The following is a 14259-nucleotide window of genomic DNA, read 5'->3' as shown; positions in this document are numbered from 1 at the left end:
GGGAACTTTACTCCCTCGGGCTTCTTTATTGTTTTTTAAAATTACGAACATATATGACTAACAAATAGCAGCAATTATTGCCCATATTATGCGAATATGAAATCAATACACTGCCATATTCGGATACACTCCGAGTAATCTCTAGCAACTCCCTTTTATAGATTTAAAAATATCCGCGAGAAATTGATAAGCGATATCGCTTATGATAATTTAAATATAGATCGCTTGTGTAAAACATATTATCGGGGGGACATACATATGCAACTGGTTCGTGAGGATTGGAAGCTATTTCGTAGTATTGAGACGCTTTGCCAAAAGGCGGGTGTACACCGTCAATTCATCCCGCTACTCGTCGTCAAAGAATTGGTTGATAACGCTTTGGATGCTACTGGGGACTGTGAGTTAGAGCTTGTCGATGATCACAGTTTTAGGGTAACTGACAATGGTGCTGGCATTGATCCAGAATGGATTGAACAATATTTTTCGATTAATCGACCGATGATTTCTTCTAAATTGCTTCGGCTGCCGAGTCGTGGAGCTCTTGGGAATGGTCTGCGAGTTGTAACCGGTTCAGTTATTGCTACGGGAGGAAGTCTAACAGTTTCTACCCGAGGTCAAGTTTATAGAATACATCCACAAGAAGATGGGAGCAGTACAAAGGAGTGGATCTGTACCGATAGCCATAGCGGGACTTCGATTCTTGTAACCCTTGGCATGACTGTGAACCAAGATACGCTAAGTTGGGGAAAGACGGCTATTGCATTCACTAGACAAGGGAGTATGTTCTCCGGTTTCTCTTCACCGTACTGGTACACATCGGAAGCTTTCTATGAGCTCGTGAATGCTGCTAATATGCCAACGGATAAATTCTTGTCACTTTTCTGCAGCAGCCGCAAAGCAGTTAAGATTCTTAAACAATTCGAACATGAATCCGGATCCTTACTCTCAACAACGGATCAGTTCAACTTTGCAGATACAGAGGTCTTAATGAAACTGATGCGTGAAGAAATACGTACAACTGTCCCACAAAAACTAGGGGAGGTGGGTGATGGTTTTAAGAATTTGGAGCATTCCAAAAAGGTAGGGGATTTTTGGATGGCATCCGAAAGAGGCAAATTCGATGCTAGTATTCCCGTCGTTGTCGAAGCATGGACTGGCATTCATAAAGGTAACACCGATTCTAAAGAATCCGATTTGACAATATGCGTTAATAAAACGCCTGTAACAGCTGATGTCAGAATCAGTACTAAGCAGGCTACGAGCACACTTTGGGGGGGAGGATTATACATTGATGTGCGGAGCCGCCCCGCGAGTTTTTTTGTTAATATCATCACCCCTTATATGCCAATTACAAGCGACGGTAAAGCTCCTGACTTAAGGGTGATGTCTGAACTAATCGAAGATGCAGTCAAACGGGCAGCATCAAAAGCAAAAAAGAAACATCAAACCGATTTGTCAGGGGGGCGAAGCGAAAAACAGATCATAGTAGATAATATGGAAGCTGCAATAGAGAAGACCAGTGGCGGGGGTCAGTATATATTTAGTCAGAGACAGTTGTACTATGCAATCCGTCCCTATATTATGGATGCTTTTGATGGAAAGCAACCGAATTACACGTATTTCTGCTCCATTATCACTGACTATGAAGCAGAATACGGAGATATACCGGGAATGTATAGAGATCCGCGGGGAACACTCTATCACCCTCATACTAGCGAGGAGATCCCGCTTGGCACGATCGCGGTAGATAACTATAATCGACCGAGCTGGACATTTAATAAAATCATTTTTATTGAGAAGGAAGGGTATTTTGCCAGCTTACGGGATGTAGGCTTTCCGGAAAAGTATGACTGTGCTCTGCTCTCTTCTAAGGGTTACGCTTCGAGAGCTGTAAAGGACTTATTCGATCTACTGGGAGAAACGGACGAAGAGATTCAGTTCTTTTGTGTTCACGATGCAGACGCTGCCGGAACTAAAATATTCGAGACGTTGCAAGAGGCCACAAGTGCCCGTCCTGAACGAAAGGTTAAAGTCATTAATCTCGGCCTCGATCCGGAGGAAGCTATTAATATGGATTTGCAGGTCGAGTCCTTCGAAAGTGATAGGCGCCGGCCGGTAGCAGATTATGTATCTTATCGATGGACAGAGTGGTTGCAGTCGAATCGCGTGGAGTTGAACGCTATGACAACACCTGAGTTCATTGAGTGGTTGGAAGGGAAAATGGAGGATTACGGTGTCGGCAAAGTAATCCCTACCGAAGAGGTGCTGGCCAGAACATTCGAAGAAAGCGCAGAACGAGTTATCCGTTCTCAAATAATGCGTGACATTTTGGATAAAAATTCCTATGAGAAGCAAGTGGAGATCGAACTGAATAATGTAAGAGATCGTATGGATACTGCGAAGATGAACATTCGCAATAAAGTGAGTGATAAGCTTGCTGATAACCCACAGCATCGCTGGGATGCGCCTGTAATTGAAATGGCAAACGAGGTTATCAATAAGCAATAAGGAAATTATCTTCAACCTCTTCCTTTCATAGACACAATACGCGATATCGCTTATATTGAGTTTAAAGCATTTTTTGAAGGTGATATAATGAATTCCAGTGACTATGGCAAGGACAATGATTTAGCCTCCAAACTGCCAATGAATCCTCTTGAACACATTATGGATGTTGAAGAAGCTTCTAGGCTTTGGGGGCTTAAGCCTTCTTACATAAAAGATTTATGCAGATTGAAACTCCAAAAAGAAGGAAAGGCCGTTAAGAAGGGTAAGACATGGATTCTTGATAAAAATCAACCTAATCCTGGTCAACCAAGACACCCTAAAAATTGGAGATCTAAAAAATAGATTTGAAATCACATTTTTGTTCCCATCCAGGAAAACGAAACGAAACATAGTTCGGGAAGGTCTATCGAAAATATTGAACGCAGCAGCGGCAGAAGTCGCTCGATCTAAGTTAAATAGAGACTCATACACTACGTAAGGCGTTCCGGATATCACTTTAACCAAAAAACAAAAGATGTAACTCTCCTGCAGGAGATATTTGACCAGTCAGCTCAATTCATCACCATGAGATACATAGGGATTAATCAAGACATAATTGATCGGGAGATTAGCGAATTTCACCTTTGAAGGAGGTTTTTTGATGTTCTTTGTTGATGAGGCCCATAGAAAGAACTATGAATCTCTATTAATTTTTTATGCAAGCAGCCTACCCAGTATTGAATATGAAGTAGCTTGTTATATCTTGGCTTTGCCCGATGTTTTAAAGAGAATACCTGAAAACAGTGGTAAATTTCCTTTTGATTGGGTACATCATTGGGAAGATGAGAATGATGAAAGCACTAAAAGCTTGACTGATGCTATTTTTTACATGGATGATCCATACAAATATTTGGTGTTTGCGGGAATGCACATGTATAACGGTGAAATATTTAGACTTAATAGTGGTCTGAGTACATGGAACGACACTCATTTTCAAGTTTTTATACAGGCATGTAAGATTAGAGGAAAGCTATAAATTGAATAAGAACCTATAACGCAATAAGGGTATGGCAAGAGCGGAGCGGGGGATGGTCTTGCATACAAACTTTGATTTGTTGTAGAACTGAAAGTCTTTTGTTGGAAAAGATTGATTCGACAAAATAGCAAAGTGTAATTGCAAACGGGGTGATTAACTAGTGGAGAGAATGTGTAAGTGGCATGAATTGCACGACAAAATGTTAGAACAGGTTAGGATTGTCCGTGATACAACGAAAACATCTCAAGAACGGCTTCAGGCACGCATTCGCTTCGAATTTTGGCGCGATCAACGAAATGCAATCGAGGAGTGTATTTGTCGCTAATAAAACCATTGGATAAAGAATTAAATGGGTAAACAATAGGGAGCGTGCATTAATGAAGATGTGGGATGATACCCATGTCGATAGATTGATCCTACCAGAATACCGCAAAAAAATAGGGATGATTGGTCGGTGTAAAAGGAGAATATTCTCAAAAATTTCTATTGATTATTTGCTTGTTCAACTGAGGTCATCCTATCGTGAAAATGACTGGGCTAACAAAAGTGGTATTAACGTGGGGCAGCTATATGCTTATCGACAATTTACGAAGTATATGACAATAGAAGAAAAGAGAAATCCTCAGATCCTTTCTAATAACAGAATCGAGGACTTATCCAATTTAAGCAGAGTAGATTCCTTTCACATCAGGACGTTATTCCAAATTTTTTATATGCGATACAGAATGTCAGGGTTTAGAAATATGGATTTGGAAAAGTCCCTCCTAAGCAGTTTACATCGAATCCCTTCAGATGTCCGGAATACTACAGATTGAAAACTTATTGTCGGTCTTAAATGGTGCTACAGGAGGTTTTTGAGAAAGAAGCCGTACACGCTTTACATAGAGCGGACAGGTCCATATAATGCCGGACGGCTTCTTGCCTTTGGATTTCAACCTTTGCTTTGAATGAGAATTAATAAAGAACGAATATACAACATCTTTTCCACTTTTGAAAATGGAATTTTTATTTATCATTCTTTTCCTGCAGTTTTCTTAATAGCTCTTCAATCGTTTCGCTATGTCTTTCTCTTAATTGATCCATGGCCTTCTGTAACTCCAATTTCTCCTTAAAGATTTTTTCTCTTGCTTCCATTTCAGTTTCTTTCTTAATATGTTCAATGTTTCTTTTATGTTCTTTTTGTAAATCATTATACCTTTGTATTAATTCTTCTTTATCACGCTTGGCTTCACTTGAAATTCCCTCTATGCGAACTCTTAACTCCTTCTCCACCTCTTTTAGGTTAACAATTTCACGATCATAATTTTCCTTTAGATCATGCATTTGCTGTTTCAGTTCAATAACTTTCTGTTCTGCATCTATAAGTTCCTCAACACGAGCCTGTAATTTGGAGTTATTTTCATTTGTTAATTTATTTAGTTCTTCGATAGCCTGAATCGTTTTCTCATACTGAACCATTTTAGAGCGAAGTTCATCACATTCCTCATTTAGCTCCATAAGCTCCTGGTCTTTAATTGAGAGCTTTTTTTGTTGTGCGTTTTTTTCATCTTTTAGAGATGTTATTACTCGCTCTAAGCGCTGTAACTCATCTTGAGATTCCTTCTTTTGTTCCGTAAGTGAATCGGAACCTCTTTCCATAACTCTAATGAATGAGCTAGATATACGGTTTAAATATTTTTGGAGTTCCTTGAGCTCTGCTGCAAACCCTGGTTCAGTCTCTTGTAAATCCTTAAGTTTGGATAATTGCAATAGACTTGCTATAAACGCATCATCTGTCCCCCCAGCTGCAGCCTTCATCTGATCATACATAGTACGAGTAGAAGGGGACAACCTCATTCCTTTTGTTTTACCCTCATTTTCAATCATGTCAACATTCAAATTTTCAGTGGCGCTCATTTATTCATCTCCTATGTTAACATCAATATTTCTTATATAACAGCTATGTTAACATGTTAACCTATCTGTTATATGGTAACAATAACATGGATTTAAACTGAATGATAGTAGTGAGCCGTTTATTTTGGGTGTTATAATTAAAGAAATCCTAACTTCCGATAATGTAAGTGTATCGGAAGTTAGGATTGTAGAAGTTTTAGTTGAGGAAAAGAAGGAGTGAATGGAGAAGCGTAAATTGGATTCTTCGTTTAGATTTTGGAATAATGAATTGACGAGATAGACGTTATAATCGTTTAAAAAAACTGCTATATGGGATCATTGGAGGCGATTATCAAATGATAGTCATGAGATTGCTAGTTAATATAACATTCCCTATGTTTATTATTCTTGTTTTATTATGTCCCTTTATTTCTGTATATATACATGGTATGAATACAGAAAACTTGATTGCTATCATCATAATTACTCTTATTAGTTCTTGTCTTCTATTCAAATCAAATAGGGAAAAGATTGGTGTGTTTATATGCAGAGGATGAACGGGGGCTTGATCTAGGAAATATTCCAGGTTTACTAACCTTGGTCGGATGCATGTATTTTCTTTGGTTTTACCTCCCTTACATATTTAGTGAATACTTCGAGGTGTACACTAGTTATATACTGAACTTAAAAGTAGATCCTCAAAGCTTCAAAATCGGTACTCTACTTTTCATTTCTTTTTGTTTCATAGTTGACCTCTCTACTAATTTCATAAGAAAAATCAAAAAGGGAACAGTATGAATATTATGTTAACCATTATTCTCAAACATTTATAAGTTCGGATTCATAAAATTTGTTCTTTGGTTCTTTGTAACGGGGGAGAGGATTATTGAAATGATTACACCTGCATTTAACAACGAAATCCAAATGGCTGAGGAAACTCTAAATAAACTATTAATGCTAACTAAGCAGTATGTCGACAATTCCAAATCAGATAATACACTCAGGTCTTATCGCTCAGATTGGAGGCATTTCAAAGATTGGTGTGATAAGTATCAGCTACCGGCCAAACCAACAAATGATGAAACATATGCTCTTTATCTCTCCAGCTTAGCTTACGAAGGAAAAAAAGCTAGTACGATCCAACGCCGTATGACTGCTATATCACAAGCACATACACTAGATGGTTATGATTCACCGACAACTGCTCGGATTAAGACAGTATGGGCAGGGATAAGAAAAATGCACGGTGCTTCAGAAACCGGGAAGCTTCCCATTTTGGTTGACACTTTGAAATTAATGCTTAATGAACTTCCTGATAAACTGATTGGAGTCCGAGACCGTTCACTTTTGCTACTTGGATTTTCTGGAGCATTCCGACGAAGCGAATTAGTGAATTTGGATGTTGAAGATATTGATCTCTCAAGGGAAGGGCTTACGATCCGAATTAACCAATCCAAAACAGATCAAGATGGAAAAGGACAACTTATTGGTATACCTTATGGTACAAACATCGAAACCTGCCCAGTTAGATCTTATCTATCCTGGTTACAAGCTGCTCAAATTGAATCTGGTCCTGTTTATAGAGCAATTAATAGACACAGCCAGATCTCTGAAAACCGCCTATCAGATCGGTCTGTAGCATTAATAGTAAAGCGTTATATCGATGCTATCGGACTCGATGAATCTAAATATGCTGGTCACAGTTTGAGAGCGGGACTAGCAACATCAGCGGCCATGCTCGGCAAAAGCGAACGTTCTATTATGGAGCAAACAAGACACAGCTCCGAAGCCATGGTGCGTAAATATATACGAATGGGATCTCTTTTTACAGAGAATGCAGCTGCCGGCATCGGTTTGTAATGATGAGCTATTAATCAAAACATACCAAGACTTTATACGTGAGCATAGTAAAGAAGCGGGAAGAAAGCTTTCATCCCGCTTCTTTTCTTTTGTTTCTCGAACCAACAACCCTTGTTATATATTAAACGTAACAGCTTATATTTAAAAAAATCATCATCCGTAAGTTAATAATGATTGAGTGTAATCATGAAATTAAGGAGGGACGCAGATATGTCTTTAAAGAGAATCATTTCCGCTTCTGTTATAACTTGTACTTCACTATCAATCCTTTCTGGCTGCTTTTTAGAGGAGCCGAGTATTGCCCAGCAAGAAATAAACAAGCAAACAGAACAAAAGATGCAGCAAGCTGCTCAACTAGCAACCCAAGTGGAAGTACCCCAAATGGATGCGAGCTTAGAACGACAGAATATTGTTGACCGCATCAAAGCTTTTAATGATCCATCAAAGCTTATGTGGCTATACGTAATTTCCGAAGGGAATATAATCGATAGGGTACCAGTAAGAGGAAAAGTTACGAATGGTAACAAGAGGCTTACCAGCACTGAAACTTTCAGTAAGGCATACCAAGGTGGTTACAATAATGATGTCATTGTTGAGGCACCTGATGAAGTTGGTGTGTTTGGAAACGCGGGAGATTTTATCTTTTGGTTCGACCCTTCAGGTGAGATATATCAAACGAATGGTACTTACTATATAAAACCTCACCCATACAAATATACTACGGCGGGGATCACAACTGATATCGATGAACAAGAAGTTGCCAAGATCCCAGAATACAAAAAACAAATACAAAAGCACTTGTCTTCACTGAAAAAAGCTCACAAAGGAAATGCTGTGAAGAATAAGATTGAAGTAGAAAGAACTGATAACTTTGAATCTGAACCATTGGTTTCAAATTAGAATCACTTATGGGAAGCATTACGAAGTAATCCCACGGAGGGTGCTTGATGAATTGCAAAGATGAAGTGTAATAGTTAAGTGAATTAACTATTGGCCCTGTTATTGCTCTTTTGGTAGTAGGCTGCTATTGGTTCTCACAATTTTAGGATTTACGATGTATATATACAACTAGATTAAAGAAAGTTTCCGAAATTAACAACACCTCTAGGAAGAGAAAGCATATCAAATCTATAGTTTAAGTAAGCTATTTCATATTTTTGCTAAGATCTATATATTGCTTAGAAATTAAAACTAAATTCTTGTAAGCACAAAAATCTTCATGATAAAGGAGTTATACATGACGAGGGAAGAATTCATTTCAAATTATCCTTTGATGGAATCAGGCTCACCTCTTATAAAACTTATAAACTTAATTATAATTTCAGTAATCATTGGAGTCTTTATCACAGTACTTGTTTATTTTTTCTTTTTAAAAATAAGTAGAGAAGTTAATAGGTTCCTGCTTTTTCTATCATTTGCTCTTACGACTATCATTTCTATATTTCTACTGACTAGTATATTTGATGTTTCTACAAAACCAACTTTATCATCCGAATTAAATCATTCTATAGATGTTTATAAATGGAAAAACTTCACTTTCCATGAAGAGTATTTACCATATGTAGCACTAGAAAGGTATGAAATTATAGAAAGGACATTAAATAATGGAAAATACTCAGTAGTTTTGGACACCGATAAATCTATAAAAATAGTAGAGACATCAAAAATACAATATACAAATTCTGAAAAACCGTATGTTGAAGCTAAGTGGGTAGGTGATTTATCTGAGTATGAGATTTATCCGGATTTCCATGAAGTGACTTTATACTTACCAAAAAGATAAAATGATATACTAAATCTTAGTTAAAGGAGTATGGCTGATTTGACAAAAGAACAATTAATAAGTTTATATCCAGGTGATGTCCCGCCCGATATACCAATATGGATTAAATTGATTCTTGTATTATTTGGTTTAATTGTTGGTTCTATTTTAATATATAAATTTGATACTGAGTCAATTCGAGAAAGAATAAAATGGGTTCTATATATTTATTTAGGCGCTCTTTTAATAGGCTCATTGGTTCTTTCAGACTTAGTTTCGTACATAATCGAGACATCAAACAGCAAAAAATGGGAAGTCCAAAAGAAAGTCTGGGAAGAAACACATGTGCCTGACTTCATAAACAACTTACCGGAAAAATCACTTCATGTTCTGGATATAGTTAGTGAAGCAAGGGAAACAATTGTTAAAGTTGAAGATGACAAAGCGGAACTACAGTCTCTAGTCGTTGATAAAATAAGAGTATCTAAGGACGATAAGACAACTCTAACAGTCAAAGATGTTAGAGGAATGAGCATGTACGGTATACAAGATGGCTATTATCATATAGAGTTAACTGCGCCAGCGGAAGAACTCATCAAGAAATAAATTACTAATCAATCTTTATATGAAATTGACTGATTTTCTTTTAACCTATATCTCCAATAAGGGAAAGGAGCACACATAAATGAAACCGAAAAAACTTGCATTTATAATGGGGATTGCTTCCTCTCTGATCATTGTTTCAGTATTATCCGTGGTAGCTATAAACATAAATTCCCTTGAAGCAAAGCAAGAACAGAGAGCTAAGATGGTAAACGAAGTGATAAAACGTTCAGATATAATGGCTGAATACGCTAGAAATAAAAATCTAGAATCAGTCGGGTGGATGATAAACATTAATACTAGTGATTTATCTGATAAGTAGAAATGCATGTGTTATATATCCATCTGTTAGTTGCTAATGAATTAATCTAATTTTTAAAAGCTTTACTAATAAAACTTCCATCAATAAATCAGAGGTACCTAATGAAAAATTCAAATACCAATTCGAATACTGAATTAACACCACCTGCAATACTTAAATTTGCTGCATTGACACTAATGATCATTATTGTATCTTGCCTAGCCTATTCATTTTCGCACCAACCACCATCTTTTAAAACATTCCTAACAGGAACAATTGGTACTTTCCTATTTTATAGCGTCACAATGCAAATGTTTTTAGAAAGGCACAGGTACCAAACAACTTGTAAACTTTTCGAAAAATCTTCAAAGGAAAGAGAAATATCTCCACCAAATCACAAAACACGTGCTTCTGATACAATAAAAGCTCTCGCGATTACCACTTTGGGGTTTGGTTCTATGTTCTACTTGTTTATAATTGTGGAACCAATGAACAGAATGGTACTTTATTTGTTATCCGGGTCTATAGGAGTTAGCTTGTACCTTATTATACATACAGGTTTTACATACCGCTGGCTTAGATATAAGTGTTTTGGTGCCTGATATATGTATCATTTCTGGAAATGAAATAATAGAGACGGATGTAAACAAGAAAATCAATATTTTTTCTGATGTGGTTGTTATTTTTGATTCTCACATCTCTTTGTTTCTTGGGTACTTAACATACCATGCGACTTCTAAAAACTATCAAAGCAACCAAAAAGGGACCTATCTCCACTGAGAAGTCCCTTTTTTGCGTTTAAGAAAAATGAAATTCGGTATGAGCTGCAGCGATCTTTAGCCCCGTTCGTTCTTCAAGAGAATTTTTCTCCATAATGTCAGTGTATCGATCCTCATAATGCATGAGAACCATTTGATCACGAACTTCTTTGGGCAAACTCATGATTTCCTCAAGCGAGGTATGAGACTTCAGTTGTTCATTCTGCAGATGACATTCATGGAAGATTGTTTTCACATTACTGGATATTTGAACAACAAAATCTTCATCTAATGTGCTGTCGCCAGAATAATAAAAATGTGGCTCACACAACAATCCATGAGAAATCATCCCTGGAACATGTAAAGTTTTAATGGCCCTAAACGTCTGGCCTTCAACCGTGAATTCATCATCAAAAATCTGTACGTTAAAGTAATCCGAGAGGGATTTAGGCCCAAAGGTGCTATGTTCCAAGCCGGTACGAAGTGTTTGCCAAAGCAAATCGTACAATGTGCTGTGTACAAATAAGTTGGGTTTGATCTCAGAGTGTACACCACAGTAATAACCTAGCAACTGCAGCCCATTAATATGGTCCTCATGAAGATGGGATATAAAAACATTTTGAATATCATTTAAATCTTTACCCATCTCACGTAGCGCTTTGAAATTTGTCTCCGGGAAGTCAATCACTAAATTGGTGGAAGAGAACTCCACCAAAACACTGTTATGGCCCTGGTTGAAGGAAAACATATCTCCAGCCCCTAAGAAAGTAAGTTTCATTACATCTGCTCCTCCTGTTGTTTAATTGAAATATCATTATAACTCATCTCAAAAATTACGCATCTAAATGTTTACATTCGTTATGTCGAAGATATAGAAGAAGATTGATAACATCTAAGGGGGAGCATTGTTGAAGTTACGATCCTACTTAACATCAAAACAATTTAAAGTCACTGTTATTACACTGCATTTAATTCTTTTAATATTGGGAGCGATCGATTACGCATTCTACAATTTCAGTCGAAGAACTCTCATCGACCAGCAAAACGAAAAAATGAAAATCCAGGCAGAGAACATCAGCGCTTCGATCCAACTTTCTCGAAAAGGTGAAGACTATATGACTTGGATGCTTGGTCAAAATTTAAGATCTGTTGCTTTATACGCTCAATCTAATCTGGATCCGGATATAGAAAAGGTAACAAACGAACAGCTAGATATCATCAGCAAAAAAGCGGGAATTGATCATATTACGTTAATGAAGCGTTCCGGAGATGATATCATTGGCTACAAGTCTTCTGATCCAAAAGAATTGGGGATGACCACAAAGAACTGGAGGGGTTACTGGTTTGAAGCATTCAACCAGCTTCTAGATCATAAAAATGTTGATGTGCCGGTAGGACAGATTCTACCGAACTATTGGGCGGGACCCATGAATACGTCTATGACAAACACTCAGAATGTTGATCTTTGGGGATATTATTATGATGGGACTACAAACTATATTATCGACCCATTCGTTCATGATGAAAAATTCAGGGAATATCAGAAGGATACAGGCGTTGATGCCATGATAAGTCAAATCGTGCAGAACAGTATCGTAACAGAAGTATCCGTGTTTAACCCACCAATCTTCCTAAAAGAACAAGAGCAATTTATAAAAGAAGGCGTTGTTTGGTATTCCGATAGAGAAATACTATTTGGTTCATACAATTTAAAAGATGCACGAGACGATGAATACGTGAAGCAGGCATATGAATCACAGAAAGAGTTATCTTATGAGACTACAATCCACGGTACCAGTGTTCTAAAATCTTTTATCCCGCTACATTTAGACTACCCAGTAGTTGTTGGTCTAGTTGCAGATTTAACTACCGTCAATGCAACTATGCATGAGTTTCAAAAGAATCTGCTAATCATCATATCCATCACAACCATATTGGGAGTTATTTTCTTTTTACTGGTTTCAAAGTATTATAGCCGGAATAAGGAAGTAGCTTTTCAGTCAGTTCGAGATGTATTCGTTGAAAACATTGATCAAATGTTCTCCTCTATTAAAGAACAGCGACATGACTTTAATAATCATCTAAGTACGATTCATTCCCTTGTGCAGCTAGGTGAATATGATGAGCTTAAAAAGTACACGAAAGAGATCGTTGGTGAAACTATGATTGTAAACGACATCATTAATATCAACTCTCCGGCCATTTCTGCTCTTATTCAGGCCAAAATTACACAGGCGATGAATAATAAGATCCTATTTGAACATGACATTATAAATATGGGGAATATTTCGCTGGGTACTTTGAAGAGTACCGATCTTGTTAAAATCCTCAGTAATCTAATTGATAACGCTTTTGATGCAGTTGAAAATAATCCTGAGGAAGATCGATATGTTGTAGTAAATGGTTATGTCGAAAATGATCATTTGTGTTTTGGAGTATTTAATAAGGGTACAATACTTCAGGACGAACAAATTAATCAGATTTTTGAGAAGGGTTTTAGCACTAAGTCAAATACAGAGAAGCATTCGGGCCTAGGACTCTATATCGTGAATACTATTCTTAAAAAGTACAACGGGAATGTTTTTGTAGAACCTTTGGCAGATGGGAACCTGTTTAAGTTGAGAATACCACTTTACGCTTTGGGGAAAGAGGTAAAGAAAATAGGATAGAAAACGTTGAGTCTAAGAACTTTACATCAAATTTATTATTGTTTTATAATTAACATAACTTAGAATTCATTTTGGCGGTGTCACGCGACCCACCCGCTACTTTTTCAAATTTGAAAGTAACACTTTTCTTAAGTGCTTTTCTGTGTTGTTATGCAGAATTATCAGGCTTAAGGAAAGTGTTTTCTTTACCCATTAGATGAGAAGGTAGTGGGATAGGTAAAAGTACACTCATTGAAAAACTAAAGAATCGAATTACTATTGAGACGGAAGACTGTTTGATATCCAGTTCAAATCAATGATTATGTCAACTAATCTTTCTAGAGGAATTTCTTCAAACTGACAAAGGAGGCATTGCATAGCGGACGGAAAAATTAAAATTAGAATTAACAATCAAACAAAAAATATAAATATAAAAGAAGGAGTTTGGCATGGATAATAAATATATTGAAGAGTTTACTAGAGACTGGGAATTACTTAATGATGAGGGCAATACGCAACTATGGCAATATTTCGACCAACTTGATTGGAAGCATATGTATGCCATCAAAATAGGTGGTAGCGTTAAATCTGTATTTGATTCCGAATATGGTAACCCACATTTAATTTTCAATGTTGTTGTTAAATGTCTTTAATATCAAATTGCAATTATTAAAGTCCGAACCTAATTCTCACATGGTTTTTAATATCTGAAAGGAAACAATTGATGATGGCACACACCTATATTAAAACAGTTAACGATCGTAAAATCATGCAATGGAGTCTTGGATCAGTTTATTATATTCCGGATAAAGATGAATGGTTATTTGAGAGTAGCTCACTTGAGGAGATCGAATCGCAAAAAATCATCCTTTAAAGACAGATTAATTGATTATTCATACCGGTTAATACCCTTTACTTTGTATTGGTCT

Annotated in this window: 12 protein-coding genes; 10 read left to right on the top strand and 2 right to left on the bottom strand. The window is 36.9% G+C overall.

All coding sequences use genetic code 11. The annotated features are described in order from the left end of the window. The first annotated feature begins 258 nt into the window (after nt 1-258). The 3 genes from PGL02S_RS18690 (at nt 259) to PGL02S_RS18680 (ending at nt 3523) form a co-directional block, all read left to right on the top strand. Nucleotides 259-2508: an ATP-binding protein gene (locus PGL02S_RS18690; protein WP_063477643.1), complete on the top strand. Its 2250-nt coding sequence runs from the start codon at nt 259-261 to the stop codon at nt 2506-2508. Between the two features lie 87 nt (nt 2509-2595). Next, nucleotides 2596-2850, top strand: coding sequence for a helix-turn-helix domain-containing protein (locus tag PGL02S_RS18685; RefSeq protein WP_063477644.1), 255 nt, complete (start codon nt 2596-2598; stop codon nt 2848-2850). Between the two features lie 298 nt (nt 2851-3148). Next, on the top strand, nt 3149-3523 hold the full coding sequence (locus PGL02S_RS18680; RefSeq protein WP_063477645.1) for a DUF2538 family protein: 375 nt from the start codon (nt 3149-3151) through the stop codon (nt 3521-3523). 1005 nt (nt 3524-4528) lie between these two features. Here the strand turns inward: PGL02S_RS18680 and PGL02S_RS18675 are convergent. Continuing rightward, nucleotides 4529-5419, bottom strand: a complete 891-nt coding sequence (locus PGL02S_RS18675; RefSeq protein ID WP_063477647.1) for a coiled-coil domain-containing protein — start codon at nt 5417-5419, stop codon at nt 4529-4531. An 870-nt stretch (nt 5420-6289) separates the two neighbouring features. Between PGL02S_RS18675 and PGL02S_RS18670 the strand changes: the two genes are divergently transcribed. The 5 genes from PGL02S_RS18670 to PGL02S_RS18650 all read left to right on the top strand — a co-directional run bounded on the left by PGL02S_RS18670 (nt 6290) and on the right by PGL02S_RS18650 (nt 9945). Beyond that, nucleotides 6290-7258, top strand: a complete 969-nt coding sequence (locus PGL02S_RS18670; protein WP_063477649.1) for a site-specific integrase — start codon at nt 6290-6292, stop codon at nt 7256-7258. A 210-nt stretch (nt 7259-7468) separates the two neighbouring features. Further along, the gene (locus PGL02S_RS18665; protein ID WP_063477650.1) at nt 7469-8158 is read left to right on the top strand and encodes a hypothetical protein; all 690 of its coding nucleotides are present in this window, start codon (nt 7469-7471) and stop codon (nt 8156-8158) included. Between the two features lie 337 nt (nt 8159-8495). Next, nucleotides 8496-9041: a hypothetical protein gene (locus tag PGL02S_RS18660; protein ID WP_063477651.1), complete on the top strand. Its 546-nt coding sequence runs from the start codon at nt 8496-8498 to the stop codon at nt 9039-9041. 39 nt (nt 9042-9080) lie between these two features. Next, nucleotides 9081-9626 carry a hypothetical protein gene (locus tag PGL02S_RS18655; RefSeq protein WP_063477652.1) on the top strand — a complete coding sequence of 182 codons (546 nt, stop codon included), beginning with the start codon at nt 9081-9083 and terminating at the stop codon, nt 9624-9626. A gap of 79 nt (nt 9627-9705) precedes the next feature. Then, entirely contained in the window at nt 9706-9945 is a 240-nt protein-coding gene (locus PGL02S_RS18650) for a hypothetical protein (protein ID WP_063477653.1), read from the top strand. A 777-nt stretch (nt 9946-10722) separates the two neighbouring features. Here PGL02S_RS18650 and PGL02S_RS18645 read toward each other — a convergent pair. Beyond that, nucleotides 10723-11460 (bottom strand): MBL fold metallo-hydrolase, encoded by a 738-nt coding sequence (locus tag PGL02S_RS18645; RefSeq protein ID WP_063477654.1) that lies wholly within the window; start codon nt 11458-11460, stop codon nt 10723-10725. A gap of 130 nt (nt 11461-11590) precedes the next feature. On the opposite strand from PGL02S_RS18645, the gene PGL02S_RS18640 reads away from it, so the two are divergent. Then, nucleotides 11591-13351, top strand: coding sequence for a sensor histidine kinase (locus PGL02S_RS18640; protein WP_063477655.1), 1761 nt, complete (start codon nt 11591-11593; stop codon nt 13349-13351). A gap of 428 nt (nt 13352-13779) precedes the next feature. Beyond that, a complete protein-coding gene (locus PGL02S_RS18635) occupies nt 13780-13983 on the top strand; it encodes a hypothetical protein (protein WP_063477656.1) in 204 nt (67 codons plus the stop codon). Nucleotides 13984-14259: the final 276 nt, after the last annotated feature.

It is taken from the genome of Paenibacillus glucanolyticus NBRC 15330, assembly GCF_004000885.1.
Lineage (GTDB): Bacteria > Bacillota > Bacilli > Paenibacillales > Paenibacillaceae > Paenibacillus_AQ > Paenibacillus_AQ glucanolyticus.
This window is presented reverse-complemented; position numbering and strand designations above follow the sequence as displayed.

What these genes read in the sequence shown, in the direction of transcription:
- PGL02S_RS18690 (WP_063477643.1), top strand. Translation starts at nt 259, where the DNA reads ATGCAACTGGTTCGTGAGGATTGGAAGCTATTTCGTAGTATTGAGACG.
- PGL02S_RS18685 (WP_063477644.1), top strand. Translation starts at nt 2,596, where the DNA reads ATGAATTCCAGTGACTATGGCAAGGACAATGATTTAGCCTCCAAACTG.
- PGL02S_RS18680 (WP_063477645.1), top strand. Translation starts at nt 3,149, where the DNA reads ATGTTCTTTGTTGATGAGGCCCATAGAAAGAACTATGAATCTCTATTA.
- PGL02S_RS18675 (WP_063477647.1), bottom strand. Translation starts at nt 5,419, where the DNA reads ATGAGCGCCACTGAAAATTTGAATGTTGACATGATTGAAAATGAGGGT.
- PGL02S_RS18670 (WP_063477649.1), top strand. Translation starts at nt 6,290, where the DNA reads ATGATTACACCTGCATTTAACAACGAAATCCAAATGGCTGAGGAAACT.
- PGL02S_RS18665 (WP_063477650.1), top strand. Translation starts at nt 7,469, where the DNA reads ATGTCTTTAAAGAGAATCATTTCCGCTTCTGTTATAACTTGTACTTCA.
- PGL02S_RS18660 (WP_063477651.1), top strand. Translation starts at nt 8,496, where the DNA reads ATGACGAGGGAAGAATTCATTTCAAATTATCCTTTGATGGAATCAGGC.
- PGL02S_RS18650 (WP_063477653.1), top strand. Translation starts at nt 9,706, where the DNA reads ATGAAACCGAAAAAACTTGCATTTATAATGGGGATTGCTTCCTCTCTG.
- PGL02S_RS18645 (WP_063477654.1), bottom strand. Translation starts at nt 11,460, where the DNA reads ATGAAACTTACTTTCTTAGGGGCTGGAGATATGTTTTCCTTCAACCAG.
- PGL02S_RS18635 (WP_063477656.1), top strand. Translation starts at nt 13,780, where the DNA reads ATGGATAATAAATATATTGAAGAGTTTACTAGAGACTGGGAATTACTT.